This is a genomic window from Brachybacterium sp. J153 (assembly GCF_036311905.1).
Taxonomy (GTDB): domain Bacteria; phylum Actinomycetota; class Actinomycetes; order Actinomycetales; family Dermabacteraceae; genus Brachybacterium.
Genome location: NZ_JAZDCH010000017.1, coordinates 59,081 through 86,041 on the forward strand (window position 1 = coordinate 59,081; position 26,961 = coordinate 86,041).

Genomic DNA, 26,961 nt, shown 5'->3' on the forward strand with positions numbered 1-26,961 from the left:
CAGGGCGGGTTCGTGCCGGTCAGGGCCGCGACCGCGCGCTCAGCGGTCCTCGCGCGGCCCGGTGGAGGCGCGGGGCACGAGGCGCACCGGCAGGCTGCCCTCGACGGGACTGCGATGCGCCGACGGGTTCTCGATGCGGCGCACGAGGCGCTCGATCGCGGCCCGCCCCTGGGCGCGCTTGGGGGTGACGACAGTGGTGAGCCCGCCGCCGATGAAACGGCTGAGCGGGATGTCGTCGTGGCCCATGACGGACAGCTGCGCGGGCACCCGCACCCCGGCGCGCAGCGCGGAGATCAGGAAGCCGATCGCGATGAGGTCGTTGTAGCAGACCACGGCGTGGGGCAGGGAGTCGCTGAGCTCCTCGAACGCCTGCTCGCCGCCGGCGATGGTGGGGGCGAAGGGACCGTGGCGCTGGACGGTGAGCCCGAGGGCGCGGGCGGCGGTGCGGGCGGCGCGCCAGCGCTCCCCGTCGGACCAGGAGTTCACGGGCCCGGCCACGTAGGTGACCGTGCGGACCCCGTTCTCGGCAAGGTGCGCCATGGCCTGGCCCATGCCGTGCTCGTAGTCGGGGGTGACGGAGTCCAGGCCGGCCACGCGCCGGTTCAGCACCACCACGGGAATGCGCTTGGTGAGGTGGTTGAGCGTCGCGTCGGAGAGGCGGGTGCCGGACAGGACGATGCCGTCGACGAGGTTGATCGCGCTCTCGAGGCCGGTGCGCTCGCGGACCTCGTCTTCGACGGTGTCGAGCAGGAGCAGGAGGAAGTCCTGCTCATGGGCGGATTCCTGCATGCCGGAGACGACTTCGGCGAAGTACGGGTTGGTGATGTCGGGGACCTCGATGCCGAGGCGGTGGTGGCGCTGGGTGCGCTCCTGGGACGCGGGGGCGTTGGTGCGGTAGTCCAGCTCCTTCGCCGCGGCCATGACCTTCGCGTGGGTGGCGGCGCTGACCCGGCCCGGTCGGGAGAAGGCGCGCGAGACGGTGGACGGGGCGACCCCCGCGGCCGTGGCCACGTCGTATATCGTCACGCGCTTGTCCGCCATCCGTGCGGCTCCGTTCCCGCCTGCTCGGCGCTGTCCCGGGCGGGCGCTCCGGCGGCGCTGGGGCCGACGGGGTCGCGGCCCGCAAGTCTGCAGGGAATCCTACCCGGCACCGAGGGCAACCGGCGGCAACTTCCATACCGGGCGCCGCCTCGGTTCAGTGCGTCCCGCCGAGTTCCACGAGAAGCACGCCGGCGACGATCAGCCCCATGCCGCCGAGCATCACCGGAGTGAGCGCCTCGCGGAAGAGGATCCGGGAGAGCAGAGCGGTGGCGATGATACCGACGGCCGTCCAGACACCGTAGGCGACGCCGAGCGGCATGCCCGCGGCGAGCGCACCGGAGAGCAGGGCGAAGGCGAGGACGTAGCCGAGCACGACGGGGGCGTACCAGCGACGCCTGCCGGTGGCGGCCATCCGCAGGGAGAGCGTGGCTGCGACCTCGGTGAGGATCGCGCCGGAGAGCAGCAGCCAGCTCATCGCTCTCCTCCGCCGACGATCCCCCGGACGCTCGCTCCGCGCTCCGCCTCGAGCGGGCCGCCGAGCTCTCCGCCGAGCTCCGCGGCCAGCTCCGTCTCGCCGCGGGAGCCGGGCGGGGTCGCCTCCGCGCGGCGGGCGCTCTGCGCGCCGAGCTCGACGACCGCCACCCCGGCCGCGATGAGCACGAAGCCGGAGATCGTCAGTGCGGTGAGCGATTCACCGAAGAGAACGGCGGAGGCGCCGGCGGTGAGCACGACCCCGCTCGCGCCCCAGAGGCCGTAGGCGACGCCGAGGCCCATCCCCCGCCGCAGCACCTGGGCGAGCAGCACGAAAGTGGTCACGTACCCGACCACGACCACGACGTACAGCGCGGGATGGTCGAGTGCGCCGCGCAGGGACAGTGTCGCGGTGACCTCGGAGAGGATCGCGCCGACGAGCAGCAGCCAGGCGGTCATGCCGCATCTCCGAGCAGGTCATGGGCGAGGGCGCGGACGGCGTCGAGCTGCGCGGCGGATCCGGCCCCGAGACCGCTCGCGCGGTCGAACCAGACCCCGTCGGCCATCAGGCGCACAGCGAGCAGGCGCGCGGCGTGGCCGCCGCCGCCCACGACCCTGTCGGAGTCGGCGTCGGGCGGGAGGTCGAGCCAGCGGGCGACCTGCTCCTCCCAGCGCTCGGTGAGGGCGACGCGCAGGTTCGGGTCGGCGAAGATCACGAGGTCCGCGGCGGAGAGCGCGCCGGTGCAGGCCCAGTCGAGATAGGCGAGGACGCGCTGCGCGGCGGGGACCTCGGCGAAGTCCGCGATCTCGGCCCCGTGCCGCGCCGCGACCAGGGCGAGCATCTCGCGCTCGTAGCGGGTGGAGAGCCGCTCGAGGATCGCGCCGAGCAGCTCCTCCTTGGTGGCGAAGTGGTACATCAGCCCGGGCTTCGTCACGCCCGCGGCGCGCGCGGCCGAGTCGAGGGTGAGCGTGCCGCCCTCGCCGAGGTGCGCCTCGGCGGCGTCGAGCATCGCCTCGCGGGCCGACGGGCGGTGCGCGGGGCGTGCGGGCGGCGCGGGGCGCTCGGGTGACATGGGGCCTCCTGGTCCGACGGGGTCCGACGGGGATACCCGTTACTTTACCGACCGGATGGTCAAGTAACGCAAGCAGCGATCACCCTCGGCGTGACGTGGTTCTCCTCCGCGGCAACTCCCCCGGCGCGGGGGCCCAGCGGGCGATCTGCGCGGCGAGGTGGCCGGCGCCGTAGCCGTTGTCGATGTTGACCACGCCGATGCCGGGCGCGCAGGCGGAGAGCATGGTCAGCGCCGCGGTGACGCCACCGGCGGCGACGCCGTAGCCGACCGAGGTGGGCAGCGCGACGACGGGGGCGCTGATCTGCCCCGCGACCACGGTGGGCAGCGCCCCGTCCATCCCCGCGGCGACGACCACGCAGGCCGCCTCGCGCAGTTCCGGAAGGCGCAACTGCAGGCGGTGCAGGCCCGCGATGCCGATGTCGGCGATGAGCCGCGTCGGCCGACCGAGATAGCGGGCGGTCAGCTCGGCCTCGCGGGCGACGGGGAGGTCGCTCGTACCGGCGCAGGCGACGATCACGAGGCCGCCCGACGGCGCGGGCGGCGCGGCGGGCCAGGCGAGCAGGCGGGCCGACGCCTCGTGGGCGGCATCGGGCAGCGCCGCGAGGATCGCGGCCGCCCGGGCCTCGTCGGCGCGGGTGAACAGCACCGGGCCGAGGTCCTCGCGGCCGGCCGCGTGCAGGCGCGCGTACTCGGCGGCGATCGCCGCGACCTGCTCGACGCTCTTCGCGTCGCAGAGCACGGCCTCGGGGGCGCCGCGGCGCGAGGCGCGGTCGAGGTCGAGGTCGAGGAAGCCCTCGATCCTGCCGGCCCCGTCGGCCGCCCCGTCAGCCACGGCCGCCCTGACCGACGATCTGCAGGGAGAACAGGCCCGAGCGGATCCCGTCGAGGTCGATCGCGACGTGCTGGAAGCCGGCCTCCTTCCCGGCGGCGACGAGGGCCTCTCGGATCGCGGGCTCCATGGCGCGGGGCAGCTCCTCGGTGGGCAGCTCGATGCGGCCGACGCTCCCGTGGTGGCGGACCCGGCAGTCGCTGAAGCCCTGCTCGTAGACGGCGTCCTCGAGGTCGTCGATCTGGCGCAGCTTCGCGGGGGTGACCTGCTGCCCGAAGGGGATGCGGGAGGCGAGGCAGGGGGCGGCGGGCTTGTCCGCGACGGGCAGGGACAGCTGCCGCGCCACCTCGCGGACCTGCGACTTCGTCATGCCCACGACCGACAGGGGCCGCAGCACCCGGTGCCGGGTCGCGGCGCCCGCGCCGGGGCGGTCGTGGCGGGTGGCGTCGTCGGCGTTCTCCCCGTAGGCGACGGCGTCGAGCCGATGCGCCCCGACGACCTCCTCGCCGATGCGGGTGAACAGCTCGTCCTTGCAGTGGAAACACCGCGCGCCGTCGTTCTTCTGGTACTCGGGGTTCTCGCCCTCGTGGGTGTGCACCTCGACCACCTCCGCGCCGATCACCCGCGCGACCTGGTGGGCGAGGCGCCGCTCGCGGCGGGCGAGGGACGGGGAGACGCCCAGCAGCGCGACCACGTTCTCGGCGCCGAGGGCGCGCACCGCGAGCGCGAGCAGCACCGCGGAGTCCACCCCGCCGGAGTAGGCGACACCGAGCCGCTGCACGCCCACGAGCTGGGCGGAGACCGCGTCGGCGAGCGTGAGCGCCTCGCCGCGCAGGGCCTCCGCGGTCATCGCCTCCGCCTCGAAGCCGGGATGGCCGGGCGCGAACAGCGAGGTCGGGGCCGACGGGGCGGTGCCGAGGGTGAGCGGGACTGGCTCGCGGAGGCTGGTCACTTCGCCTGCCCGTCGGCGCCGTCGCGCTCGGAGGCGAGGCGGAAGAGGACCTCGCCGGCGTGGTCGATCACGAGCGTGTCGGGATCGTTCCGCAGCGCCTCGAGGTCGAGGGAGGCGGGGTCCATGTAGAGGACGTTGTGCGCCTCGGTCTCCTCCTTCGAGATGGAGGTGGCGAAGTAGCGGTTCACGCGCTGCTTCTCTTCCCCGGTCTCCGGGTCGTAGGTGCCGAGGCCCGTCACGTGCGTGGAGTGGGCGAGCTCGCCCCAAGGGTGGTCCTTGAACCGGTCCCACTGCTTGGTGAAGTACTCGATGTTGTGATAGCCGATGTCGCGGATGCCGGGGTGCATCTCGGCGACCGCGGTGATGTGGGGGGCGTAGATGATCACGTCGCCGCCGTCGGCGCAGACGGGCTCGGACTTGTAGAAGCCCTTCGCGCCGGTCCACATGTCCTCGTACATCTCCGGCACGAGGGCGACGATCCGCTTATAGGGCTTCTCGACGTAGGTGATGTGGGTCTGCGCGGAGATCTTCGCCATCGCGGCCCAGGCGGCCTGCGGGTCACCGAAGGCGATCGCGCCGAGGTCCTTGCCGCCCTCGGCGACATCCATGGTGAAGGCGAGCTTCTCCGAGGGGATCAGCTCGCTCGCCGCGTCGACCAGCTGGCGCACGGGGGTGATGCCGAGGGTGCCGATGATGCGGCTGGCGGTGATCAGCGCCCCCACCCAGTGGGAGATGTCGATGACGTCGTGCACCGAGCAGCCGGGGAAGAAGTACTTGTTGCCGCCGGAGAAGCCGACCACCTCGTGGGGGAAGACGGGGCCGACGACGAGGTTGACGTCCGACTCGACGCAGAGCTTGTTAATCTGCACGGTCATCGGGACGTCGGTGAGCAGGCCGCCGGTCAGCTCGGCGATCTGCTCGGCGGGGATGACACCGAGGTCCGCGATCTCGGAGGGGTCGTCCCAGGCGTGGTTGACGACGGTCCACCCCGGATAGGTGGCCGCCGCGCCGCGCTCGGCGGAGCCGAGGAGCTGGTCGATCGCCGGCTCGCTCATCGCGGCGTGGGTGCCGAGCGCGATGAGGACGGTGACGGAGGCGGCGCGGCCAGCGAGCGCCGCGTGGATCGCGGGCAGCACCTTCGGCAGCGGGACGGAGCGGGTGCCGTCGGGGATGATCAGGCAGACACTCTTGCCGTCGAGATCGGCGGCGGCGAGCTGCTCGGTGACGAAGCCGCGGATCTGCTCGTCGGTGAGGATCCCGCCCGGGCCGCCGAGGAGAGCGGCGCGTTCGGCGAGACCGTCGGGGATGGGCTGGATCGTGGGCAGCTGCGTCGCCGTCGTCTCGCTCATGGAGCCATGATGCGCGCTCTGACCGGGGGCGACAAGGAGGGCCAGGCTGTTGCCACGGGGCCGATCGGGCCCGCAGTGGCCGGGCGCTACAGTGACTCGGTGACCTATCCCGACACCGTGCCGTCGATCGCGCTGAGCCGACTCGCTCCCCGCGGGGCGGACCGCGACCGCCTCCTCTCCTTCCTCACCTCGAACGTCTTCCCGTTCCACGTGACATCGCAACGCACGGCCGAGGAGGTCGCCGCGTCGATCGACGAGGGAGCCTTCGAGAACGACGAGACGAGGAGCTTCTGGCTCGACCATGCCGATCTGGGCACGATCGGCCTGGTGCGCCTCGAGGACCTCGAGGACCCCACCCCCCTGCTCGACCTCCGCCTGGCCGAGGAGTTCCGCGGACGGGGGCTGGGCGCCGAGGCGCTCCGCGAGGTCACGCGCCACGTGTTCGCGCACTTCGAGGAGGTGACGCGCTTCGAAGGCCAGACCCGGGAGGACAACATCGCGATGCGCCGCACCTTCGTGCGCTGCGGCTGGGTGAAGGAGGCCCACTACCGCGAGTCCTGGCCCGTCGAGGGCGGGGCACCGCTGGCGTCCGTCGCCTACGCGATCCTGCGTCGCGATTGGGAGAGCGGCACGACGACCCCGGTGCCCTGGAACGAGATGGGGCTCTGAACCGTCTGGCTCGGGGCCACGACCGGCAGGATCTGCGCCTGCGCGACTCCGCCGCCTACGGCAACGGCGTCGTGAAGCTGGTCTGCGACGTGGTGCGCTGAACTCCCTCCGAGAGCTCGGCCGGCCTGCCCCGTTTTCCCCGTGCCGCGACCGCCTCGTGGTGGACACGCTGACCACGGTGTTCCCCTTCGGCAGCGCGCCGTTCGTCCGACTGCGCGAGCAGTTCTGGCTCGACGTGTTCGCCGTCATCGCGGAGCGTCTCGGACTGGAGCAACAGGTCGCGACGGAGCACTACCGGAGCGACGGCTGACCTTCGGCTCAGCCGATCCGCGCCGGCCACCGGTCCGCGCGCCACGCATCCCAGTCGGTGAAGCCCTCCGGTGGGTCCGGGATCGGCTCGCTGCCGTCGACCTCCTCCGGGGTGGGCCGCTGGAAGACCTCCGCCCAGGAGGCCAGCTCCGCGTCGGAGATCGGCCAGGTGGTGTGCGGCTCCTCGGCGAGGCGCCGGTCTAGGCGGCGTCGCTGCTCGTCGACGTCCACGTCGCAGAAGAGCATCACGACCTCGGCGCCGCGGTCAGCCGCGGCCTGTCGGAGGCTGAAGCGCTCGTCGTTGCCCCAGAGCCCGAAGTCGAGGACGACGCTCACCCCGAGTTCGAGGGCGCGCAGCGCGATCCCCACGAGCCGTCCCTCGATGACGTCCGAGGCCTGCTCGGGGTTCTCGGCCCCGTAGAGCGCCTTCATCCACTCGTCCTTCGTGAGCCGCAGCGCACCGTGCTCGGCCTCGATCCGGCGGGCGGCGGTGGTCTCGCCGGTGCCGGGCAGACCGACGGTGAGGAACAGGGTCGGGGGCATCTCTCAGGCCTCCTCATCCAGGGGTCGTGCGGCGAGCGCGGAGGCGGCGCGCACGGGGAATGACAGGATGCCGCCCGAGTCCGCAAGTTCCCCTGTGCGCGCGGCGAAGACCTCCCGGATGCGCGCGCGGACCTGCGGCGTCTGCGCGCGGACGACTGCTCCCGGGGTGGCGATCCCCGCCTCGAGCCCGGCCCACAGGTCCTCGGGACGGATCCGCCAGTCCCAGTGCAGGTCGCAGGCGCCCCGGACCTCGAACCGGGCCTCGCTGGCGAGGCCTGCGAGACCGTCGGCGCTGCGGTCGAAGTCCTCGTCGACCGGGAGCCGCTCCGGGGCCGGGAGCACGGCGCCGGCCTCGTCGAACACCTCACCGAGCATCGCGCTCCAGCTCGCGCCGCCGGCGTGCCAGATCGTCATCGCGAGGCGTCCGCCGGGGCGCAGCACGCGGCGCAGCTCGGCGAGCGCGGCGCGGGGGCGGCCGACGTGGTTGATCACGAAGTTCGCCGCGATCGCACTCGCTCTCGCATCGGGGAGCGGCAGATCGGGCAGTTCGGCGCGGAGCACCTGGCCGTACAGGCGCGCTCGGGCGGCCTCGACCATGGACTCGTCGGCGTCCAGCGCCGTCACCGTCCGCCCCGCGCGCTCCGCCCGCGCGGCGAGGCGGCCCGTCCCGCAGCCGACGTCGAGCAGCGGCCCCTCCGGCAGCTCGGCGAGGAGCGGGGCGGCGGCGCCGTCGCAGAGGGTCGCGAAGGAGCGATCGTAGGCCTCGGCGGTGGCGGTCCAGTCCCTCATGCCCCCAGTGAACCGCACTCCCACGGAACCTGACTTGCATCCATTGATGCATGCATTAGAGTGGCGGCCATGCGCTCTCCCACCCTCCCCTGGCTCGACGACCGCGAGAACCGCCCGATCGCGACGCAGATCGCCGCCGCGACTGCACGGCAGATCGCCGAGGCCGCGATCGAGCCGGGCACCCTGCTGCGCGAGGTCGAGCTCGCCGCCGAGCACGGCGCGAGCCGCACCCCGGCCCGCGAGGCGTTGCTGCAGCTGGAGACCTGGGGGCTCGTGCGCCTCCTGCCGAAGAAGGGCGCCCTGGTCACCACGCCGACGGCGCGCGAGCGGGAGGAGCTGCTCTCGGTGCGCGCGATGCTCGAGGGCCACGCCGTCTCCCGGATCGCGCCCGACGAGACCCGTCGCACCTCCCTCGTCGAGGCGCTCGCGCCGGTGCTCACGGCGCAGAAGGCGGCGACCGATCGTCCCGCGGACTTCGCCGTCCACGACTACGCCTTCCACCTCACCCTCGCCTCCCACGATGGCAACCGTGTGGTCGAGGAGGTGCTGCGCGCGCTCGGACCGCGACTGTTCCGCCTCACGCATCTGGCCGTCCTCTCCCCCGCCGCGGACGTGCCCGCACTGCACCGCGAGCACGTGGAGCTCACCGATGCGGTGGCGCGCGGGGACGTCGCCGGCTTCCGGGAGATGATCGAGGGTCACCTGCGCACCGGCCACGATGCCTACTCGGTGGTGTCCGAGTGATGCACGCGCGGATCCCGGCCTGGCTCGCCGTCGCCCCGACGGGCTTCCTCCTCGCCTGGGGCGGCAATCACTTCACGCCGCTTCTGCACGTGTACGAGACCGTCGGCGGCTATGCGCCCTGGCAGGCGAACCTGCTGCTGGGGATGTACGTCGCCGGTCTCGTCCCAGGGATGCTGCTGGCCGCGGGGCTCTCGGACCATCACGGCCGTCGGCCGATCGCGATCGCTGGCCTGCTCGCCGGGGCGCTCGGCAGCGTGGTGCTCGCGGCGAGCATGTCGAGCTTCGTGCTGCTGTGCGCCGGCCGCGTCCTCGCCGGGATCGGCGTGGGTGTCGGCATGTCGGTCTGCTCGACCTGGATCAAGGAGCTCTCCTCCGCCCCGCACGACCCAAGCGCGACGCCGACCGCCGGGGCGCGACGCTCCTCGATGATCCTCACCCTCGGCTTCGCGCTCGGCGCGGGCGTGACGGGCTCGCTCGCCCAGTGGGCGCCGCTGCCGGGGCAGCTGCCCTTCCTCGTCCATCTCGGGCTGTGCCTGCTGGCCGGGATCGCGCTGCTCGCGGCGCCGGAGAGCCTGCCGCGCGAGCTGCGGGCCCGCGGCGCACTGCGCGATGACCTGAGGGTCTCCTCGGTGAGGCATCCCGTCTTCGCGCGGATCGTGCTGCCGGCCGCGCCGTGGGTGTTCGCCGCCGCCGCTGTCGCCTACGCCATCCTGCCTGCGACGGTCGAGGCGCAGATCGGGGACTCCGCGACGATCTACGCGACGGGCCTGACGGTGCTCACCCTGGGCGTCGGCGCGATCGCCCAGGGCACCGTGGGGCTGATCGACCGCTTCACAAGCGGCCGCGCGCTGGTCGTGGGCCTGAGCGGCATGAGCGCGGGGATGATCCTCGCCGCCGTCGCCGCGGATCTGCGCCATCCCGTGCTGGTGGTGGGCGTCGCGGCACTGCTGGGTGCGTCCTACGGGGTGTGCGTGGTGGCGGGGCTGGTCATCGCCCAGTCCCTCGCCTCTCCGCGCGAGCTCGCCGGGATCACCGGCGTCTACTACTCCCTCGCCTATCTCGGTTTCCTGCTGCCGACGATCCTCGCGGCGCTCACCCCGGTGCTGCCATACACGGGCGGGCTCGCGATCGTGGCCGCGGTGTGCGTGCTGTGCCTGGCGGCGGTCGCCTGGGGTCTGCGCCGTCCGCTGCCGGCGCCGGCGAGCACCCCGCCCGCGCCGTTGCCCGAGGAGGAGCGGGTCGAGCCGGAGGTCGCGGCCGTCGCGGCATCCTGAGGCAGGCGGCGCAGGCAGCGGCTCCCCGGTACGGCCCCGGCCCTCCCCGGCGCGCGGCGCCGCGGCACGGACCCGTCGACACCAGCCCACATCCGACGTGGCCGGACACACGTACCCCGCGCCCCTTGCCGCCCCGTACCGTGTCAGAGGCACAAGAAGTGCCTGCGGCGCCCGCGCCGTCCCCTCCTCGTCCCCGGAGCCACCCTCGCGATGAGCACGTCCACGCAGCCGACGCCCACCGCTGCGACCTCGCGTCGCCGGCCCGGGCTCTCGGCGCGACATCTGCACTTCATCGCGCTCGGCTCCGCGATCGGCACGGGGCTGTTCTACGGCTCGGCCGGCGCGATCCAGGCCGCCGGCCCCTCCGTGCTGCTGGTGTACCTTCTCGGCGGCGCGGTCGTGTACTTCATGCTCCGCGCGCTCGGCGAGATGGCGGTGCGGCTGCCGATCCAGGGCTCCTTCGCCGAGTACACGCGCCGCTTCCTCGGCCCCTGGGCCGGGTACATCACCGGCTGGATGTTCGCCTTCGAGATGCTCATCGTGTGCCTCGCGGACCTCACCGCGATCGCGATCTACCTGCGCTTCTGGTTCCCGGACACCGCCCAGTGGATCTGGGTGGCGCTGACGCTGCTGATCGTCGGCGCCGCGAACCTCGCGAGCGTCCGCTGGTTCGGGGAGCTCGAGTTCGCCTTCACGATCGTGAAGGTCGGCGCGGTGATCGCGATGATCGCGGGTGGCGCCGCGATCCTCGCGTTCGGGCTTGGTGACCCTGCGACCCCGACGGGGCTGTCGAACCTCACAGCCGACGGCGGCTTCCTCCCGCACGGCCCCGGCGGGATGATCAGCGCGTTCATCCTGGTGCTCTTCGCCTTCGGCGGCACGGAGGTCATCGGCGTCGCCGGCACCGAGGCGGAGGACCCCGCCAAGGCCATCCCGAAGGCCGTGAACACGGTGCCGGTGCGGATCCTGCTGTTCTACGTCCTCGCGATCGGGGTGATCCTGCTGCTCACCCCGTGGCAGCAGATCACCGGCGAGGAGTCGCCGTTCGTGCAGATCTTCGACACCCTCGGCGTGAGCTGGGCGGCCGCCGCGCTGAACGTCGTGGTGATCACCGCCGCGCTCTCCGCGATCAACGCGGACCTCTTCGGTGCGGGCCGCGTCGTCGCCGGCATGGCGCGTCAGCGCCTGGCCCCGGCGGCCCTGTCCCGCACGGTGCGCGGCGTGCCGGCGGTGACCACGCTGGCGATGCTCGGCGTGCTCGTCGTCGGCGTGGTGCTGAACTGGGCGCTGCCGGATGAGGTGTTCACGATCGACGCCTCGCTCGCGACCTTCGCGACCGTCTTCGTGTGGCTGATGATCCTGCTCGCGCAGGTGGCCTCGCGCCGCGGCATGAGCCGCGAGGACCGGGACGCCCTCGAGTTCCCGGTCCCCTTCTGGCCCTACGGGCAGTTCTTCGCGATCGCGTTCATCCTGTTCACCCTCGGGATCATGGTGTGGATCCCGGAATACCACATGGCGCTCGCGGTGGGAGCGGGCTTCACCGTGCTGATGTCGCTGCTGTACGTGAGCCTGGTGCGCCGCCGAACCCGCTGACGTCCCGTCCCTCCCCCGAGCCCCCGCCCCTCCGGGCGCCCCGGATACGACGAGCCGCCCGGTCCCCCTCGGGGGCCGGGCGGCGTCGGTGCGTCGGCGGAGGGTCGCTCAGCGACGGGTCACTTGCGCAGCGCGAACCCGCCGGTCCAGCCGGTGATCTCGCGGGCGGCGAGGGTCATCTGCAGGAAGCCGACGGCCTCCATCTCGCGAGCCCGCTTGAGGGAGCCCGAGTCGATGCCCTGGACGCCACCGGCGGTGACCAGATCGATCAGGGCGGTCTTCGCGGCCTCGTCATCACCGGCGACCAGCACGACGGCGGGGACGTCGCCGCCCACCCGACCCGCGGCGAGCACGCCGGCGAACAGGGTGTTGAAGGCCTTGACGACCTTCGCGCCGGGGAGCTTCGCCTGCAGCTCGGCGGCGGCGGAGGAGTCGGCGGGGACGGTGAGGGAGTCGAAGGTGGCGAAGTCGACCGGGTTGGTGACGTCGACGACGACCTTTCCGTCGAGCTGCGCGCCGTAGGTGGCGACGAGCTCGTCGAAGGCGGTGACCGGGACGGCGAGAACCACGATGTCGCCGGTGATCGCGTCGCCGACGATGCTGGCGCTGCCGGAGACCTGCGCGGCGAGGGCGGCGGCCTTCTCCTGGTCACGGCCCAGGACCTGGACCTGTGCCCCGCCCTTCGCGGCGAGGGCGGCGACGGCGGAGCCGACGTTGCCGGATCCGATGACGGTGAGGGTGGTGCTCATGGGGGTTCTCCTGGAGGGTCGAGGCGGCGGGGCGATGATTTCGTTGCCCGTTCAACTACATCGTACCCACATAGTTGCCCGGGAAACAACCCCTAGGATGGCGGCATGCCCACCGACGATCCCGCCGCCCCCCGGGTCCCCCGGATGGATCCCGTGCACGCCCGCGCGTGGCGTGCCCTGGTGGCCGTCGGAGAACAGCTCCCCACCCGGCTCGACGCCCAGCTCACGAACGATGCCGGCATCATCAACGTCGAGTACGCGATCCTCGGCGCCCTCGTCTCCGCCCCCGGCTCGACGCTCCGCATGGGCGCCCTCGCCGAGCGGTCGCTGTTCTCCACGCCGCGCACATCCAAGGCCGTCACCCGGCTGCAGAAGCGCGGGCTCGTCGAGCGGATCAGCTGCGCCGGCGACGGCCGCGCCATCAACGTCCACCTCACCCGCGAAGGGCTGCGCACCTATCTCCGCGCCACGCCCCCGCACATCGAGCTCGCGCGCGACACGATCCTCGGGGAGCTCACGGACGAGGAGCTGACCACCCTCGCCGATCTCCTCGACCGGGTGATCCCCCGGCTCGGCACCGACTGAGAGACCGCGATGACCGAGCCGATGCACCCCGACCAGCTCGAGCTCTCCCCGGAGCTCGCCGCCCAGCTCGTCACGCAGCTGCTCCCCGGCACCGACCCCGCGACCATCCGCCTCCTGCCGAGCTCGGCGACGACGAGCACGGTGGTGCGGATCGGCGAGGACCTCGCCGCCCGCTTCCCGCTCCAGCCGACGGACCCGGACGCCGCCCGGTCGGCCCTCGCCTCCGAGCTCGAGGCGATGGGCGAGTTCGCGGCCGTCTCCCCGCTGCCCGCCCCGGAGCCGGTCGCGCTCGCGGAGCCGTCCGCCGCCTTCCCGATGCCCTGGTCGGTGCAGACCTGGATCCCGGGCGAGGTCGCAGACCCGCTGGCGATCGCGGGCTCAGATGCCGCGGCCGACGACCTCGCCGCCCTGCTCCTCGCGCTGCGGGCCGCCCCCACCCGGGGCCGACGCTTCCGGGGTCCCGGCCGCGGCGGCGAGCTCACGGCCCACGAGGACTGGGTGCGGGAGTGCCTGGAGCGCTCCCGCGACCTGCTGCCCGTCGGCCCCCTCGCCGACCGCTGGGAACGCTGGCGCGGACTCCCCCGACGCGCCCTGGACGTGATGAGCCACCGCGACCTCATCCCCGCGAACCTGCTGACCGCGGAAGGTCGCGTCGTCGGCGTGCTCGATGCCGGCGGGTACGGGCCCGCCGATCCGGCGCTCGACCTCGTCGGCGCCTGGCACCTGCTGGACGCGGCGCGGCGCGAGCAGCTGCGGAAGCGTCTGGGCTGTTCCGACCTCGAGTGGGAGCGCGGGGCGGCCTGGGCGTTCGTGCAGGCCATCGGCCTGGTCTGGTACTACGAGCGGACGAACTGGACGATGGCCGAGCTCGGCCGCTCGACGCTCGCGCGGCTGCTGGAGGACCCCGCGGTCGGCTGATCGCTGGCCCCACGGCGAGGCGTGGCTCGCCGAGCTCCGAACGCGCTTCGAGGGCTGAGCGGCCGCGGGCTCAGCGTCGGGCGGCGACCGCCCCGGGGCGCAGGTCCAGGCGGCGCAGCAACTGCGCGTTCAGCGCCACCACCACGGTCGAGGCGCTCATCAGCAGTGCGCCGACGCTCATGGGCATGACGAACCCGATCGGGGCGAGCACCCCGGCCGCGAGCGGGACGGAGATCAGGTTGTACCCGGCGGCCCACCAGAGGTTCTGTCGCATCTTCCGGTACGCGGCGCGGGACAGCTCGATCACCGACAGCACCGAGCGCGGGTCCGAGGAGGCGAGCACGACCCCGGCGGAGCCGATCGCGACGTCGGTGCCGGCGCCGACCGCGAGGCCGACGTCGGCCTGCGCGAGGGCGGGCGCGTCGTTCACGCCGTCGCCGACCATCGCGACCCGTCGGCCCTCGCGCTGCAGCGCCGCGACGCGCGCGGACTTGTCCTCGGGCCGCACCCCGGCGTAGATCCGGTCGATGCCGAGCTCGGCGCCGACCTGCTCGGCGACGTTCTGCGCGTCCCCGGTGATCATGACGACCTGGAGATCGCGGGCGTGGAGGGCGGCGATCGCCTCGCGGGACTCCTCGCGCACGGCGTCGGCGAGCCGCAGGGCGCCGACGGACTCGCCGCCCCGCAGCACGTGCAGCACGATCGCGCCCTCTTCCCGCCAGGCCGGGGCCTGCTCGAGCTCGGCGGCGCCGGCTTCCTCGAGCAGGCGCGGCCCGCCGACGCGGATCTCTTGCCCGTCCACCTGCGCGCTCACGCCGAGCGCGGGGGTGGAGGTGACCTCGGAGGCGGCGGGGACGGCGATCCCGTCGGCCGCGGCGCGGTCGCGGATCGCGCCGGCGAGGGGGTGCTCGCTCTCGGACTCGGCCGCGGCGGCCAGGCCCAGGAGGGTCTGCTCGTCGAGCTCGCTGCCGGGGGCGACGGCGATCGCGGAGAGCTCGGGCTCGCCGCGGGTGAGGGTGCCGGTCTTGTCGAACAGGACGGTGTCGACCGTGCGCATGCCCTCGAGGGCGAGGCGGTCGGTGACGAGCACGCCCGCGCGGGCCGCGCGCTCGGTCGCGAGCGAGACGACCAGCGGGATCGCGAGCCCCAGGGCATGGGGGCAGGCGATGACCAGGACGGTGACGGTGCGGATCACGGCCTCGTCGGGCATGCCCAGCAGCGTCCAGGCGAGCGCGGTGAGCACGGCGGCGCCGAGCGCGAACCAGAACAGCCAGGCGGCGGCGCGGTCCGCGATGCGCTGGGCGCGGGAGGAGGAGGACTGGGCGTCGGCGACGAGGCGCCGGATGCCGGCGAGCGCCGTACCCTCCCCCGTCGCGGTGACCTCGAGGCGCAGGCTCGAGTCGGTCGCGACGGTGCCGGCCACCACGCGGTCCCCGAGGGCGCGCACGACCGGCCGGGACTCGCCCGTGATCATCGACTCGTCGACCTCGGCGCGGCCCTCGACGACGGTGCCGTCGGCCGGGACGGACGCGCCGGGGCGCACCAGCACGAGATCGCCCTCGCGGAGGTCGGAGGGGGCGACGGTGACGATCTCGTCCCCGTCGATCCGCTCGGCCGCATCGGGCAGGAGCGCGGCGAGGGAGTCCAGCGCCGAGGACGTCTGCGCGAGGGAGCGCATCTCGATCCAGTGCCCGAGCAGCATGATCACGATCAGCAGCGCGAGCTCCCACCAGAACTCGAGCTCGTGGTGGAGCAGGCCCAGGGTTGCGCCCCAGGAGGACAGGAACGCGACGGTGATGCCGAGGCTGATCAGCAGCATCATCCCCGGGGTGCGGGAGCGGAGCTCGGAGAGCCCGCCGGTGAGGAACGGCTTCCCGCCCCACGCGTACATGACGGTGCCGAGGATCGGTGCGATCCAGCCGAGGCCCGGCACGTCCGGGATCGTGTAGCCGATCAGGTGCGCGAACATCGGCGAGAGGCCGACGACGGGGACCGCGAAGACCAGCATGATCCAGAACAGCCGACGGAACTGCGCGACGTGGTCGCCGTGCCCGCCATGCCCGCCATGCCCGGCGTGGCCGCCGTGTCCACCGTGCATGTCGTGGCCGCCGGGCTCGTGCTGGTGGTGGTCGTGGCTCGCCGCGTGATCGCCGTGCGGATCGCGGCCGTGGTGCGATTCGTGGCCGTCGTGACCGGCCCCTCCGTGCGCATGCGTCGTCTCCATGCGACGAGTCTATACCCCTAGGGGGTATTAATCCAGGGGTCCGAACCTTTCTGTCCCGGCCCCCGCACCAGGCTCCGCAGCTCCCGCCCTGCTCAGCCCGCGACCTCCGTCACCAGGGTGCTGAGCTGTTCGAGCCGGCCCCACTCGTCGTCGTCCGCCCCGGCGTAGACCAGCGAGAGCCGCCCGGCGTAGCCCGCCTCCTGGAGGACGCTCAGAGAGCGCGTGAAGTCCTCGGCGTCGAGCGACCCGTCGGCGTTCTCCCGCGCCTTGACCTGCGAGCATTCCGCGATGCCGGCGACCTGGGCGATCTGCTCGTACTTGTCGGCGCCGGTCCAGTTGCCGGTGTCGACGAGCAGTCCCACCTCGCCCTCGCACAGCTCGAGCAGGCGGCGGGTGGTGGCCGCGTCGATCAGCAGCGCCTTCCAGTTCTCGGTGACGATGCGGAGGTCGGGATGCTCGGCGGCGAGAGCGCGCAGCCCGCTCGCGCTCCGGACGAGGACCTCCTCGCTCGGCGCCCGGTCCCCCGCGGGCACGCGGACCCGGGAGATGCGGAGCTGTTCGGCGACGTCGAGCCACCCGGAGAGCCAGCGCTGATGCTCGGCGCCGTGCTCGGGGTGGGTCATGTCCCCGTCGTCGACGAGGAGGACCTCGAGATCCACACCCGCCTCGTCGAAGGCGGCGCGGAGCTCGGCCAGGTAGGGCGACTCGGTAGTGGGGAGGTAGAAGTGGCACAGCTGGGCGCTGGCGAACCCGTGCGCGGCGAGCTGCGCGGGGAGTTCGAGCAGGGGCAGTCCCGTCGTGGAGCGGTTCTCGGGCATCCCGCCCGAGGGCATGCTCCCGGGGGCGACGAACCGGCCCAGGGTGCGGAACAGGGACCAGGTGTGCAGGGCCTTCGTGGGGTCGAGGGCAGTGGTCATGGGGCGTCTCCCGGACGTCAGGGCGACGGCCGCGGCGGCCCGTCGCACGTGTGTACGACGGTACACGCGACAGTGCGCCGCGTCACTCGCCGCCCGACGGTGCAGAGGTGGTGAAGGCCCTGGCGGATGCGCGGCAGTTCCTGCAGGGTGAGCCCTCGAGGGGAAGGAGCGCCCCATGCGCCCGAGACGGAGTCGTCGACTGGACCTGCAGGATCTCCCGCGCGCGCTGGCGGCGGCGCTCGAGGGGGCGCTGCGCGGCGAGGAGGTGCTGCTCGCGCGCGGCGCCGTGGTGCTGGGAACCCTTTCCATCGCGCCCGTGCGGCATGTCGGCGGCGCGCTGGAAGGTGCCCTGATCAACCCGGACCGCGCGGAGCCGGAGCCTGCTCCGATCCCCTCGGGAGCCCTCGTGGTCGCGACCGCCATGGAGCTCTCCGCCGGGGCGCGGAGCCGCCTCGCCGAGGAGTTCGGGGAGGGCTTCGTGGTGCTCGACCTGCACGAGGCGCCGCCGACGGCCGACGTGCTGCTGGTCCCGCCGATCAGCCCACAGCTGCTCGCGGCGTTGAAATCCCAATTCCCCCGCGCCCGGATGCTGATCGCCGAGATCGAGGACGAGGACCTCGGGGTGCACTACGCCGGTCCGGTCACCCGGATGCTGGAGGCGGGTGCCGCGGGCTACCTGCCCGCCGGTCCGCTTCCGGACGTCGCCCGTTCGGTGCGGGAGCACCTGGACCGGCAGACCGCTCCGGCGCTCGGCCCCGGGGGGACGGGGCGCGGTGATCGCCCGGGCGGCGCGCTCCCCCCGGCCTCCCGCTGAGCCCGACGCCGCGGCACCCGATGCGCACGTCCCGGCGTCGCGGGAGGCGCCGCCCCGCACGCGGACTCCCCGCCGCGGGGCCGATGGTCCCGTGCACGGGGATACCGGTGAGGGGTACGGTGGGCGCGGTCTCGTCGTCCCCCCGGAGGAAAACCCCATGCCGCTGATCCTGCCGCGCCGCGCCCTGCTCGTCACCACGAGCCTGACCGCACTCGCCCTGGCAGGCTGCTCCTCCCCGTCGACGGTCGGCACCGAGCCGACCGACGACGCCGCCTCGGCCCTCCTCGCCCGCCACGATCTGCCGACCACCGACGCCCGCGCCGTGATCGATGCGCTCGAAGCGCTGCCGCTCGAGGAGAAGCCCTCGGGGCTGCTCGCCTCCATCGGCACCGAGGAGCTGACCCTGGCCGAGGAGGACGGTCGCGAGGCCACGCTGCCGCTCCCTGCCGAGCAGGTGTATCTCGCCGTCGCGCCCTACGTGGAGTCCACCCATGAGTGCTTCCTGCACTCCCTGACCACCTGCACCGGCGAGCTCGCGGGGCAGGAGGTGCAGGTGCGGGTCTCCGACGGCGGCGCCCGGCCGCTGATCGACGAGGCGCGGACCACCGCCGCGAACGGCTTCCTCGGCCTATGGCTGCCCCGCGACCGGACCCTCACCCTCACTCTCGGCACCGAGGCCGGGGAGGTCTCGGCCACCCATCGCACCCTCGCCTCCGCCGCGACCTGCCTGACCACGATGCAGCTGCCCGGCTGATCGACCACGCGGGAGCGGGCCCGGCCGCCGTGCCGCTCGACGCCCGTCGGCCCCGTGGTCTCCCGCCGTGGAAACCCCTGGCCACCACGTGGGAACGGGCGTAGTCTCCGCCGCGGCGGACCCCGCTCGCGATGCCGCGACGCCGCCTCCCCCGAGGAGTGATCAGGATGCAGTACGCCCAGCTCGGCCGCACCGGCGCCACCGTCTCCCGTCTGGTGCTCGGCACGATGAACTTCGGCCCGCACACCACGGAGGAGGACTCCTTCTCGATCATGGACCGCGCCGTCGACGAGGGCGTGACCTTCTTCGACACCGCCAACGTCTACGGTGGTAAGGAGCATCGGGGGCACACCGAGGAGATCGTCGGCCGCTGGCTCGCCCGCTCCGGGCGCCGCGACGAGATCGTGCTCGCCACCAAGGTGTACGGCGAGATGGGGCCGGGGAAGAACGACCGCGGCCTGTCGGCGCTGAACATCCGCCGTGCGGTGGACGCGTCCCTGCGCCGCCTGCAGACGGACCACATCGACCTCTACCAGATGCACCACGTGGACCGCTCGACCCCGTGGGAGGAGATCTGGCAGGCGATGGACCTGCTGGTCGCGCAGGGGAAGATCAGCTACGTCGGCTCCTCGAACTTCGCCGGCTGGCACCTCGCCCAGGCGAACGAGGCCGCCGCCCGCCGCGGATCCCTGGGCCTGGTCTCCGAGCAGTCCCTGTACAACCTGCTGTCGCGATCCATCGAGCTCGAGGTGCTGCCCGCCGCGCAGCACTACGGCCTCGGCGTGATCCCCTGGTCGCCGCTCGCGGGCGGCAAGCTCGGCGGTCGCCGCCCCGACGGGGTGCGTCGCAAGGACGCCGACCGCCGCCACGACGCCGCGGACCTCACCGAGCAGCTCGAGCGCTGGGAGACCTTCTGCGCGGACCGCGATCTCGCCCCCGGCCAGGTCGCCCTCGCCTGGCTGCTGCACCAGCCGGGCGTGCTCGGCCCGATCATCGGCCCCCGCACGATGGAGCAGCTCGACTCCGCGATCGGCGCCTTCGACATCGCGCTGACCGACGAGGACCTCGCCGCGCTCGACGAGATCTTTCCCGGCCCCGGCGGTCCCGCCCCGGAGGCCTACGCCTGGTGACCCGGGCTCAGCCGACCAGCAGGCAGAACGGGTGCCCCTCGGGGTCGCCCATCACGTAGAGCGGCTCGTCGGCGTCGGTCGTGCGGTCCAGCAGCAGACGTGCGCCGAGCTCCTCCGCGCGCCCCCGATGCCGCTCCAGCTCAGCGGCGTCGGAGACGCGGAAGTCCAGGTGCAGCTGCATGGGCACGTCCTCGCGGGGCCAGGTCGAGGGGCGCAGGTCGCGCTTGCCCTGGATCGCCAGGACCCGTCGCTCGCCCGCGTCCAGGAGCACGAGCCAGTCGGCGTCGTCGACCGCGGGCGGGGCCGGGGCTCATCGCCCGGCCGGTAGTGCAGGCCCAGCAGCTCGCGGTAGAACTCCGCGAGAGCCCGCGGATCCCGGGCGTCGATCGCGGTGTGCAGCAGTTCGGGAAACGTCATCGTGGCCTCCTCCCTCGCGGCGTACCCTCAGGCACGTCCGCCGCTTCATCGTGCCCATCCGGACCGGCGATGTCGAGATCCGCGGCGCGGCCTCGACCACTCGTCGAGGGCATCCGCCCCCGAACGCCCGACCCCACCGAGGAGCTCCCGATGAAGTACGTGATCCTGATCCATTCCAACCCCCAGCCCTGGGGCCATCCCACCCCGGACTACCTGCCGGAGGAGCAGGCCCGGCCCGCCGCCGAGCGGGAGGCCGACTCCCGGTCCTTCGACGCGGCGTTCGGCGAGGTCCTCGAGCGCGGCGAGCTCGTCCACGCCGAGGCGCTCGCCGCCCCCTCGGGCTCGCGGCTGTTCCGCTGGGAGGGCGACCGACGGATCGTCGTCGACGGCCCGTATGCCGAGGGCCGCGAGCACCTCGCCGGGTTCTTCATCGTCGACACCGAGACGCCCGAGAGGGCGGCGGAAATCGCCGGCCTGTTCGGCGCCCGGGGGGAGACGGTGGAGCTGCGACCGGTGATGAGCGAGGCTCCCGACGAGTCCTGATCCCGCCTCGGACCTGGAGGACGTGTGGCGCCGCGAGGCGCCGCACGACCTCGCCGCGCTGCTGCGCCGGCACGGGGATCTCGCGGACTGCGAGGACGCCGTGCAGCTGGCGCTGCTGGCCGCCGCCGAGCAGTGGCCGCGAGACGGCCTGCCCGACTCGCCCCGCGCCTGGCTGCGGGCGGTCGCCTCACGGCGCCTGATCGACGGGATCCGCGCGGACGTCGCGCGGCGCACCCGCGAGGAGCGGGCCGCCCGGCTCGAGGAGCCGCTGCGCGGGGACCGCGGTGCTCCGGCCGGGGACCCGGCCCGGTCGTCGGAGGACGGCGAGGATCTCCTCCCCCTGCTCCTGCTGTGCGCCCACCCCTCCCTGACTCCGGCCTCCCAGACGGCGCTGATGCTGCGGGCGGTCGGCGGGCTGCGCACCGCCGAGCTGGCGGCGTGCTTCTTCGTGCCGGAATCGACGATGGCGCAGCGGATCTCCCGGGCGAAGGCCCGCCTGCGCGCCGACGGGGCCCGGCTCCCCGCGCCCACCGGTGAGGATCTGCCCCTCCGCCTGCACGCCGTCCGACATGCCGTCTCCGCGCTCTACGCCCAGGACCACTCCCTGGCCGAGCGCGGACGGGGCACCGACCGGCTGCTCGGCGACGCCGCCGTCCGGGTGGCGCGCGCGATGCTCGCGGCTCGGCCGGCGGACCCCGAGAGCGCCGGTCTCCTGGCGCTGCTGCTGCTCACCCATGCCCGGGCTCCCGCTCGCCTGGATGCCGACGGGGAGATCGTGCCGCTCCTCATCCAGGACAGATCGCGGTGGGACCACGCCCTGGTGCGGGAGGGGATCTCCCTGGTGGAGCGGACCCTGCCCGTGGGCCCGGTGGGGCCGTTCCAGCTCCAGGCGGCGATCGCCGCGGTCCACGCCGAGGCGGCGACGAGCGACGCCACCGACTGGCCGCAGATCCTGGTGCTCTACCGCATGCTGGCGGATCTCGAGCCGACCCCGGCCGTGCTGCTGGGGCTCGCGGTGGCGACCGCCGAGGTGGAGGGTCCGCATGCGGGGCTGGACCTGCTCGCCATGCATCCGCCGCTCTCCCATCGCCATGAGGCGGTGACCGGGCACCTCCTCGCCCGGCTGGGGCGGGAGGAGGAGGCGCGGGCCGCCTTCCTGCGTGCCGCCGAGCGCACCCGGAGCCCGTCCGAGCAGCGCTATCTGCGCCGGCTGGCGTCGGCGGCAACGGTTCCCGAGCCGGACGACGCCCCTTGACCGTCTCCCGGCGCCGTCAGGGCAAGTGCAGCACCGTCACCCCCGGGCCGACCTCCCGCTCCACACCCTTCCACCGCACCACGGCGGAGACGTTCGCGGGCACGTCCACTTCGAGCTCGCGCCCCGCCGCGTCGTAGCGCACGCGCACGTCGCCGCGGATCGTGGGCACCGTGCCCTCCATCCACCGCAGCGGGCCGGGCCGCGGGGCGATCTCGAGCCGGGCCGCACCGGGGGCGACGATGCGCACGCCCAGCACCCAGCGGGCGAGGACGTTGACGGGCGCGGTGCCCCAGGCGTGGGAGTAGGTCATGTTGGGCTTGAGGGAGGGGTCCCAGGCCTCGGGCACGATCGTGGCGCCGAGGTCGGCGATCCCGTGCAGCCAGCCGCGCTCCCCGCGGGAGGTGAGCAGGGCGAGGGCCTCGTCGGCGCGGCCCAGGGAGAAGAGGGCGTCGAGCAGGAACTGGGCGCCGTAGATGCTCATCCGCATCCCGCCGGCGGCGAGGTGCTCGGCGAGCGCGTCGCGGTGCGCGGCGGGCGCCTGGCCGAGGGCGACGGGGATGGCGCTCGAATGCTGGGCGGCGTGCTCGACGGCGCTCCCGTCGGCGCGGAGCCCGTCGCGGAGCACCCCGTCGGCCCGCACCAGCAGGCGCTCCGTCGCCGCACGCATGCCTGCTGCCCGCTCCGCGTGGTGCGCGGCCTCGCGGGGCCGGCCGAGCGCCGTGCAGATCCGGCCGAGGGCGTCGTGGGCCGCGGCCTGGAAGGCGTTCAGGACCGTGCTGACCTCGGTGATCTCCACGTCGTCGCGGCAGGTCACGGGCCAGTCCACGAGCACGGCGTCCCAGCCGCTGGAGCTGCCGGGCTCGAGGTGCACGAGACCGTCCGCGCCGAGGGCGCGGTCGTAGCCGGCGGCGCGCCAGAGGTCGAGGTCGGTGCGCAGTTGGGCGTCATCGCCAGTGGCGAGATAGTCCTCCCAGGCCAGGAGGACGGGCATGAGGTGGTACTCGGCGGGCCAGGTGGGCCGACGGGTGAGGTACCGGGTGCTCGCGCGGGCCAGCGCGAAGCTGCGCTCGCACGCGTACTGCGAGAGCTGGTTGACGTAGGCGTCGCCCTCATAGGGCAGGCGCTCCCGCGCGGGGGTGTCGAGGTAGAGGTCCAGCGTGGTGGCCTCGATCGAGTAGCGGCACAGCTCGTGCACCCGGTCGAGGTCCGGATCCGAGGAGGCGAAGGACCCGGTGTGGGCGGTGCCGGAGGTGAGGAGGGTGGGGGTGACCTCGAGGTCCGAGACCGTGCCGGAGAGCAGGTGGAGATCGGCGTAGCGGAAGGCGCGGTAGCCCCAGTGCTCGACCTCCTGCTCCCCCGCGCGCAGCGTCCACGTCTCCTCGTACACGTTCCCGGTGGGCATCGCGGAGAGGACGCGGCCGTGCTCGTCCCGCTGTTCGCCGAGGTGGACGGCGATCCGGGCGCCGTCGCTCGCGCGGCAGCGGAGGCGCAGGCCGCCCACGATTTCCCGGCCCAGGTCGATCCGCCAGGTCGCGGCGGGGGCCGCGTCGGGGCCGACGGTCGCAGAGCCGACGGGGCCCGGTTCCGGCGGATCCGGTGCGCCGGCCGCGGGGCCGACGGGCTCCGGTCGGAGGGCCACGCCGCTCTCCTGGTGCAGGGAGACCGTGGCGGGGACGGGACGTCCGGGCAGCGGCGGTGCGGTGGCGGCCGGTGCCCAGCCGCCGTCGTCGAATCCGGGGAGGGTCCAGCCGGCCGGCTCCTCCCGCAGGTCCCAGTCCTCGGCGGGGGCGTGGTACCAGAAGCCGCCGATGCTGCGGGTGCCGGGCAGCAGGCGGTCGCCGGGGAGGGCGCGCCAGGTGTCCGGGCCAGTCGTGTGCTCGAGCCGGGTGCCGTCGGCGAGGACAACGACGAGGCGCACGGCGACCTGCCGCCCCTCCTGCGCCCAGGCGAGCACGGCGAGGGCGTTCGCGCCCGGGCGCAGCAGGTCCGCGACGTGATGAGTGTGGAGCGAGGGTCGGCCGTCGGCGCTGCGGGCGCTGCTGAACCCGGTGACCTGCCCGTTCACCCACATCTTGGCGACGTGCTGGCGTCCGCCGCGGGGCCCGGCGGCACCGGCCGGTCCGCCCTCCGGGGAGAGGCCGACGCTCTCGAGGAAGGCGGCGCAGATCGGGGTATCCGGCAGGGTGATCTCGCGGCGGAGCAGGGCCCAGTCCGGGTCGCCCGCGGCCCAGATCGGGCGCGCGAGCCAGCGGTCCGGGGCGGTGGTGAACAGGGCGGGCTCGGACCAGTCACCGGTCTCCGAGGTGGCGAGCCACACCCGCCACCAGTACGGGGTGGAGGGGGCGAGCGGCAGGTCCTCGACGAGCACGCCGGTCGAGTCCGGGGAATCGACGGTGCCCGAGTCCCACAGGATCTGCGCGCAGGCGGGGTCCTCGGAGATCTGCAGCCGGTAGGAACGCTGCCGTGCGTCCCCCAGCGGGGGCACGATCCAGGACAGCCGCAGCGCGGCGGGGTCGACGCCGGCGGCGCGCTCCTGCAGGTCCAGCAGCAGGCCCGTCGGGCGCTGGTCGGGGTCCATCGGTGCGGCTCCTTCGCTGACCACGGGACGATCGGGCCAGGCTACCGGCGGGTGGTTCGGGGCGGTGGGCCGGCGACCGTCTCGGCGACGCCACGGGCCGCCCTCGCACCCTCTGTGGCGTGCCTCACTCGAGTCGTGCGGGGAAGGCACCTCTCCTTGTGCCCTGGCCTCCCCCGTCGGACCCCCAGCCCGCACCACCCAGCACCCCGAGGACGCCGCCATGGACACGTCTCCGCACCTCTCCTCCGTACTCAGCGCCTGGTCCACCCTGCTCGGGGACCACCCCCGGATCGACCCCGCGCCTCCGGGTCGCGACCTCTGGCCGGTCACCGCGGCGGACGGCCGACGGTACGTGCTCAAGCGGCTGGGTCCCTGGCGGAACCTGCCGGTGGCCGACCAGGCCCGGGCGCTCGCCCATCTCTCCCGCCTCGGCGTGCGGGTCGCGGAGTTCCTGGTCACCGAGGAGGCAGGCATGTTCGCCGGGGCGCCGGAGGACAGCTTCGTGCTGATGCCGCACCTCCCGCATGACGACATCGCCCCGGAACGGTCGCTGCCGGTCGAGGAGCTCGTCGGCCGCTCCGTCGCCGCGCTGCACCGGGGTCTCGCCGCCTACCCCTGGGACGCACACTCGTACCGCGAGAGCATCACCGAGGGCCTCGCGGAGCTGAACGTCCCCGACGACGTCCGGGAAGGGTTCGACGCCCGGCGCGACGAGGTCCTCGCCCGGATCGCGCCGCTGTCGCTCCAGCTGGTGCACGGCGACCTCACGCCCGACAACGTCCTGGTCTGGGCGGCCGACGGGGCGGTCTCGTTCATCGACCTCGACCACCTGCCGCGGGCACCCCGGGTCTGGGACCTCGCCAAGTACGTCAGCCGCCGTCTGCGCCGCCTGCCCCTGCCCTCTGCCCTGCAGAACGTGGAGCGGTTCGTGGCCGGCTACCACCGCACCGCGCCGCTCGCCGCGGAGGAGGTCGACGCCCTGCCCGCGATGATCCTCGCGATGAACCTGCTCGAGGCCTCATGGACCGCGCGCATCCTCTCCGGGCTGCTCGAGCGGCGGCTGCTGCCCGAGCAGCGGGCCGAGCTCGAGCCGACGCTGGCCGCGCTGCGCCGTCAGCTCGCTGGCGAGGCGCGTCTCGTCACGGCGATTGCCGCGGCCACGACGGCGTGACCATCGCGCGTCGGCACGGTGGAGCATGTGTCAGCATCGCCACCAGTACAGCTTTTCCTGTACTCTCAAGGGGTGCTCGACACCGTCTCCCTCAGCCACACCGCCTCCCTCGCACGGTTTGGCCATGCGTTGTCCGATGAGACCCGCGCCCGGATCCTCGTGGCCCTGCGGGAGGCTCCGGCGCTGCCCTCCGACCTCTCGGACGCTCTCGGTGTCTCCCGGCAGAAGCTCTCGAACCACCTCGCCTGCCTGCGTGGCTGCGGCCTGGTCACCGCGGAGAGACGGGGTCGCACCACTCTCTATCGGCTGAGCGATTCGGCGCTGGCTGCGGCGCTCGGCGACCTGCTCCAGCTCACCCTCGTGGTCGACCCCGACTGCTGCAGCGGGGAGGGGTGCACGTGTCGCTGAGCCCCGTCCTCGCCCCGCACCGTCGTCGTGTCCTCCAGCGCCGGATCCGGTGGATCGTCGGCGCGACCATCACCTACAACGTGCTCGAGGCGATCATCGCGCTGGCCGCCGGTCGGGCCGCGTCCTCCACAGCCCTGATCGGGTTCGGGCTCGACTCGCTGGTCGAGGTGCTCTCCGCGGCGGCCGTCGCCTGGCAGTTCGCCGCGCCCGATCCGCATCGACGAGAGCGGGTGGCGCTGAAGGTGATCGCCGTGTCCTTCTTCGGGCTCGCCGCCTTCGTCACCGTCGACGCTCTGCGCGCGCTGCTCGGCGGGGAGTCGGCGGACCACTCCCCCGTGGGCATCGCGCTCGCCGCGGTCAGCGTAGTGCTCATGCCGGCCTTTTCCTGGTTCGAGCGCCGCACCGGGCGGGAGCTCGGCTCGGCGAGCGCCATCGCCGATTCGAAGCAGACCCTGATCTGCTCCTATCTCTCGGCGGCTGTGCTCCTGGGTCTGCTCGCGAATAGCCTGCTGGGCTGGGCATGGGCCGACTCGGTCGCGGCCCTGGTCATCGCCGTCTTCGCGGTGCGCGAAGGACTCGAGGCCTGGCGGGGCGAGGCCTGCGCCCAGCCCGTCTCCGCCCTGGTGGGCGACCGCGAGGTCGACCACGACTGCTGCTGAGGTTCCGCGGTACCTCGCCGTCGCAACCCGGCCCGGTCCCGCCCTCGCGACGTCCTCGAAGACGGAGGATTCGGACACAGCCGGCCCGGTCCCGCCCTCGCGACGTCCTCGAAGACGGAGGATTCGGACACAGTCCGCACTTCCCGACACAGACAGCCCCATATCCGGAGACGTCACCTGCCACGGAGAAGATTTCACCCTGG

At 73.7% G+C, this 26,961-nt stretch carries 29 protein-coding genes and 1 pseudogene; 15 read left to right on the top strand and 15 right to left on the bottom strand.

The window, feature by feature from the left end; translation table 11 throughout:
- Nucleotides 1-39: 39 nt before the first annotated feature.
- The 7 genes from V1258_RS08640 to V1258_RS08670 form a co-directional block, all read right to left on the bottom strand.
- Nucleotides 40-1,041, bottom strand: a complete 1,002-nt coding sequence (locus V1258_RS08640; protein WP_329749261.1) for a LacI family DNA-binding transcriptional regulator — start codon at nucleotides 1,039-1,041, stop codon at nucleotides 40-42.
- 154 nt (nucleotides 1,042-1,195) lie between these two features.
- Complete coding sequence (locus V1258_RS08645) at nucleotides 1,196-1,516, bottom strand: DMT family transporter (RefSeq protein WP_329749262.1); 321 nt, start codon at nucleotides 1,514-1,516, stop codon at nucleotides 1,196-1,198.
- A complete protein-coding gene (locus V1258_RS08650) occupies nucleotides 1,513-1,971 on the bottom strand; it encodes a DMT family transporter (RefSeq protein ID WP_329749263.1) in 459 nt (152 codons plus the stop codon). The genes V1258_RS08645 and V1258_RS08650 overlap by 4 nt, the downstream gene beginning before the upstream one ends.
- Nucleotides 1,968-2,585, bottom strand: a complete 618-nt coding sequence (locus tag V1258_RS08655) for a TetR family transcriptional regulator (protein WP_329749264.1) — start codon at nucleotides 2,583-2,585, stop codon at nucleotides 1,968-1,970. Before V1258_RS08655 ends, V1258_RS08650 begins: the two co-directional genes overlap by 4 nt.
- 79 nt (nucleotides 2,586-2,664) lie before the next feature.
- Complete coding sequence (gene larB, locus V1258_RS08660) at nucleotides 2,665-3,417, bottom strand: nickel pincer cofactor biosynthesis protein LarB (RefSeq protein ID WP_329749265.1); 753 nt, start codon at nucleotides 3,415-3,417, stop codon at nucleotides 2,665-2,667.
- Complete coding sequence (gene larE, locus V1258_RS08665) at nucleotides 3,410-4,366, bottom strand: ATP-dependent sacrificial sulfur transferase LarE (protein WP_329749266.1); 957 nt, start codon at nucleotides 4,364-4,366, stop codon at nucleotides 3,410-3,412. The genes larB and larE overlap by 8 nt, the downstream gene beginning before the upstream one ends.
- Nucleotides 4,363-5,715: a lactate racemase domain-containing protein gene (locus V1258_RS08670; protein WP_329749267.1), complete on the bottom strand. Its 1,353-nt coding sequence runs from the start codon at nucleotides 5,713-5,715 to the stop codon at nucleotides 4,363-4,365. The genes larE and V1258_RS08670 overlap by 4 nt, the downstream gene beginning before the upstream one ends.
- A gap of 99 nt (nucleotides 5,716-5,814) precedes the next feature.
- Between V1258_RS08670 and V1258_RS08675 the strand changes: the two genes are divergently transcribed.
- Both V1258_RS08675 and V1258_RS08680 read left to right on the top strand, forming a co-directional pair.
- Nucleotides 5,815-6,384, top strand: coding sequence for a GNAT family N-acetyltransferase (locus V1258_RS08675; RefSeq protein ID WP_329749268.1), 570 nt, complete (start codon nucleotides 5,815-5,817; stop codon nucleotides 6,382-6,384).
- A 160-nt stretch (nucleotides 6,385-6,544) separates the two neighbouring features.
- Nucleotides 6,545-6,694: a hypothetical protein gene (locus V1258_RS08680; protein ID WP_329749269.1), complete on the top strand. Its 150-nt coding sequence runs from the start codon at nucleotides 6,545-6,547 to the stop codon at nucleotides 6,692-6,694.
- A gap of 8 nt (nucleotides 6,695-6,702) precedes the next feature.
- Here V1258_RS08680 and V1258_RS08685 read toward each other — a convergent pair whose 3' ends face one another.
- Together V1258_RS08685 and V1258_RS08690 are read right to left on the bottom strand one after the other, a co-directional pair.
- Entirely contained in the window at nucleotides 6,703-7,236 is a 534-nt protein-coding gene (locus V1258_RS08685) for an AAA family ATPase (RefSeq protein WP_329749270.1), read from the bottom strand.
- A 3-nt stretch (nucleotides 7,237-7,239) separates the two neighbouring features.
- The gene (locus V1258_RS08690; protein ID WP_329749271.1) at nucleotides 7,240-8,025 is read right to left on the bottom strand and encodes a class I SAM-dependent methyltransferase; all 786 of its coding nucleotides are present in this window, start codon (nucleotides 8,023-8,025) and stop codon (nucleotides 7,240-7,242) included.
- 69 nt (nucleotides 8,026-8,094) lie between these two features.
- Here V1258_RS08690 and V1258_RS08695 point away from each other — a divergent pair, with 69 nt between their 5' ends.
- From V1258_RS08695 to V1258_RS08705, 3 genes are all read left to right on the top strand, one after another.
- Nucleotides 8,095-8,769 carry a GntR family transcriptional regulator gene (locus V1258_RS08695; RefSeq protein ID WP_329749272.1) on the top strand — a complete coding sequence of 225 codons (675 nt, stop codon included), beginning with the start codon at nucleotides 8,095-8,097 and terminating at the stop codon, nucleotides 8,767-8,769.
- Nucleotides 8,769-10,043, top strand: a complete 1,275-nt coding sequence (locus tag V1258_RS08700) for an MFS transporter (RefSeq protein ID WP_329749273.1) — start codon at nucleotides 8,769-8,771, stop codon at nucleotides 10,041-10,043. Before V1258_RS08695 ends, V1258_RS08700 begins: the two co-directional genes overlap by 1 nt.
- Before the next feature lie 210 nt (nucleotides 10,044-10,253).
- Nucleotides 10,254-11,636 carry an amino acid permease gene (locus V1258_RS08705; RefSeq protein ID WP_329749274.1) on the top strand — a complete coding sequence of 461 codons (1,383 nt, stop codon included), beginning with the start codon at nucleotides 10,254-10,256 and terminating at the stop codon, nucleotides 11,634-11,636.
- A 119-nt stretch (nucleotides 11,637-11,755) separates the two neighbouring features.
- On the opposite strand, the gene V1258_RS08710 is transcribed toward V1258_RS08705, so the two are convergent.
- A complete protein-coding gene (locus V1258_RS08710; RefSeq protein WP_329749275.1) occupies nucleotides 11,756-12,385 on the bottom strand; it encodes an NADPH-dependent F420 reductase in 630 nt (209 codons plus the stop codon).
- A 105-nt stretch (nucleotides 12,386-12,490) separates the two neighbouring features.
- Here V1258_RS08710 and V1258_RS08715 point away from each other — a divergent pair, with 105 nt between their 5' ends.
- Both V1258_RS08715 and V1258_RS08720 read left to right on the top strand, forming a co-directional pair.
- Nucleotides 12,491-12,970 carry a MarR family winged helix-turn-helix transcriptional regulator gene (locus V1258_RS08715; protein ID WP_329749276.1) on the top strand — a complete coding sequence of 160 codons (480 nt, stop codon included), beginning with the start codon at nucleotides 12,491-12,493 and terminating at the stop codon, nucleotides 12,968-12,970.
- A gap of 9 nt (nucleotides 12,971-12,979) precedes the next feature.
- Nucleotides 12,980-13,888: a phosphotransferase gene (locus tag V1258_RS08720; RefSeq protein ID WP_329749277.1), complete on the top strand. Its 909-nt coding sequence runs from the start codon at nucleotides 12,980-12,982 to the stop codon at nucleotides 13,886-13,888.
- A 70-nt stretch (nucleotides 13,889-13,958) separates the two neighbouring features.
- Here the strand turns inward: V1258_RS08720 and V1258_RS08725 are convergent, their stop codons facing one another.
- Nucleotides 13,959-16,112 carry a heavy metal translocating P-type ATPase gene (locus V1258_RS08725; protein WP_442878599.1) on the bottom strand — a complete coding sequence of 718 codons (2,154 nt, stop codon included), beginning with the start codon at nucleotides 16,110-16,112 and terminating at the stop codon, nucleotides 13,959-13,961.
- 92 nt (nucleotides 16,113-16,204) lie between these two features.
- Nucleotides 16,205-17,029 carry a sugar phosphate isomerase/epimerase family protein gene (locus V1258_RS08730; protein ID WP_329749278.1) on the bottom strand — a complete coding sequence of 275 codons (825 nt, stop codon included), beginning with the start codon at nucleotides 17,027-17,029 and terminating at the stop codon, nucleotides 16,205-16,207.
- 175 nt (nucleotides 17,030-17,204) lie between these two features.
- Here V1258_RS08730 and V1258_RS08735 point away from each other — a divergent pair, with 175 nt between their 5' ends.
- From V1258_RS08735 to V1258_RS08745, 3 genes are all read left to right on the top strand, one after another.
- A complete protein-coding gene (locus V1258_RS08735; RefSeq protein WP_329749279.1) occupies nucleotides 17,205-17,843 on the top strand; it encodes a hypothetical protein in 639 nt (212 codons plus the stop codon).
- A gap of 157 nt (nucleotides 17,844-18,000) precedes the next feature.
- Complete coding sequence (locus tag V1258_RS08740) at nucleotides 18,001-18,597, top strand: CueP family metal-binding protein (protein WP_329749280.1); 597 nt, start codon at nucleotides 18,001-18,003, stop codon at nucleotides 18,595-18,597.
- 167 nt (nucleotides 18,598-18,764) lie between these two features.
- Nucleotides 18,765-19,727, top strand: coding sequence for an aldo/keto reductase (locus V1258_RS08745; RefSeq protein ID WP_329749281.1), 963 nt, complete (start codon nucleotides 18,765-18,767; stop codon nucleotides 19,725-19,727).
- Nucleotides 19,728-19,734: 7 nt separating this feature from the next.
- Here the strand turns inward: V1258_RS08745 and V1258_RS08750 are convergent, their stop codons facing one another.
- Nucleotides 19,735-19,998 carry a VOC family protein gene (locus V1258_RS08750; RefSeq protein WP_329749282.1) on the bottom strand — a complete coding sequence of 88 codons (264 nt, stop codon included), beginning with the start codon at nucleotides 19,996-19,998 and terminating at the stop codon, nucleotides 19,735-19,737.
- 65 nt (nucleotides 19,999-20,063) lie between these two features.
- Nucleotides 20,064-20,144, bottom strand: a pseudogene (locus V1258_RS15250) (VOC family protein); the annotation flags it as partial.
- A gap of 150 nt (nucleotides 20,145-20,294) precedes the next feature.
- Between V1258_RS15250 and V1258_RS08755 the strand changes: the two are divergent.
- Both V1258_RS08755 and V1258_RS08760 read left to right on the top strand, forming a co-directional pair.
- Nucleotides 20,295-20,687, top strand: coding sequence for a YciI family protein (locus tag V1258_RS08755; RefSeq protein WP_329749283.1), 393 nt, complete (start codon nucleotides 20,295-20,297; stop codon nucleotides 20,685-20,687).
- Between the two features lie 22 nt (nucleotides 20,688-20,709).
- The gene (locus V1258_RS08760) at nucleotides 20,710-21,942 is read left to right on the top strand and encodes an RNA polymerase sigma factor (protein ID WP_329749284.1); all 1,233 of its coding nucleotides are present in this window, start codon (nucleotides 20,710-20,712) and stop codon (nucleotides 21,940-21,942) included.
- 16 nt (nucleotides 21,943-21,958) lie between these two features.
- Here V1258_RS08760 and V1258_RS08765 read toward each other — a convergent pair whose 3' ends face one another.
- The gene (locus V1258_RS08765) at nucleotides 21,959-24,520 is read right to left on the bottom strand and encodes a family 78 glycoside hydrolase catalytic domain (protein WP_329749285.1); all 2,562 of its coding nucleotides are present in this window, start codon (nucleotides 24,518-24,520) and stop codon (nucleotides 21,959-21,961) included.
- A 220-nt stretch (nucleotides 24,521-24,740) separates the two neighbouring features.
- On the opposite strand from V1258_RS08765, the gene V1258_RS08770 reads away from it, so the two are divergent.
- The 3 genes from V1258_RS08770 to V1258_RS08780 all read left to right on the top strand — a co-directional run bounded on the left by V1258_RS08770 (nucleotide 24,741) and on the right by V1258_RS08780 (nucleotide 26,758).
- Nucleotides 24,741-25,691 carry a phosphotransferase enzyme family protein gene (locus tag V1258_RS08770; protein ID WP_329749286.1) on the top strand — a complete coding sequence of 317 codons (951 nt, stop codon included), beginning with the start codon at nucleotides 24,741-24,743 and terminating at the stop codon, nucleotides 25,689-25,691.
- A 72-nt stretch (nucleotides 25,692-25,763) separates the two neighbouring features.
- A complete protein-coding gene (locus V1258_RS08775; RefSeq protein ID WP_329749287.1) occupies nucleotides 25,764-26,099 on the top strand; it encodes an ArsR/SmtB family transcription factor in 336 nt (111 codons plus the stop codon).
- Entirely contained in the window at nucleotides 26,090-26,758 is a 669-nt protein-coding gene (locus tag V1258_RS08780; protein ID WP_329749288.1) for a cation transporter, read from the top strand. Before V1258_RS08775 ends, V1258_RS08780 begins: the two co-directional genes overlap by 10 nt.
- Nucleotides 26,759-26,961 lie beyond the last annotated feature (203 nt).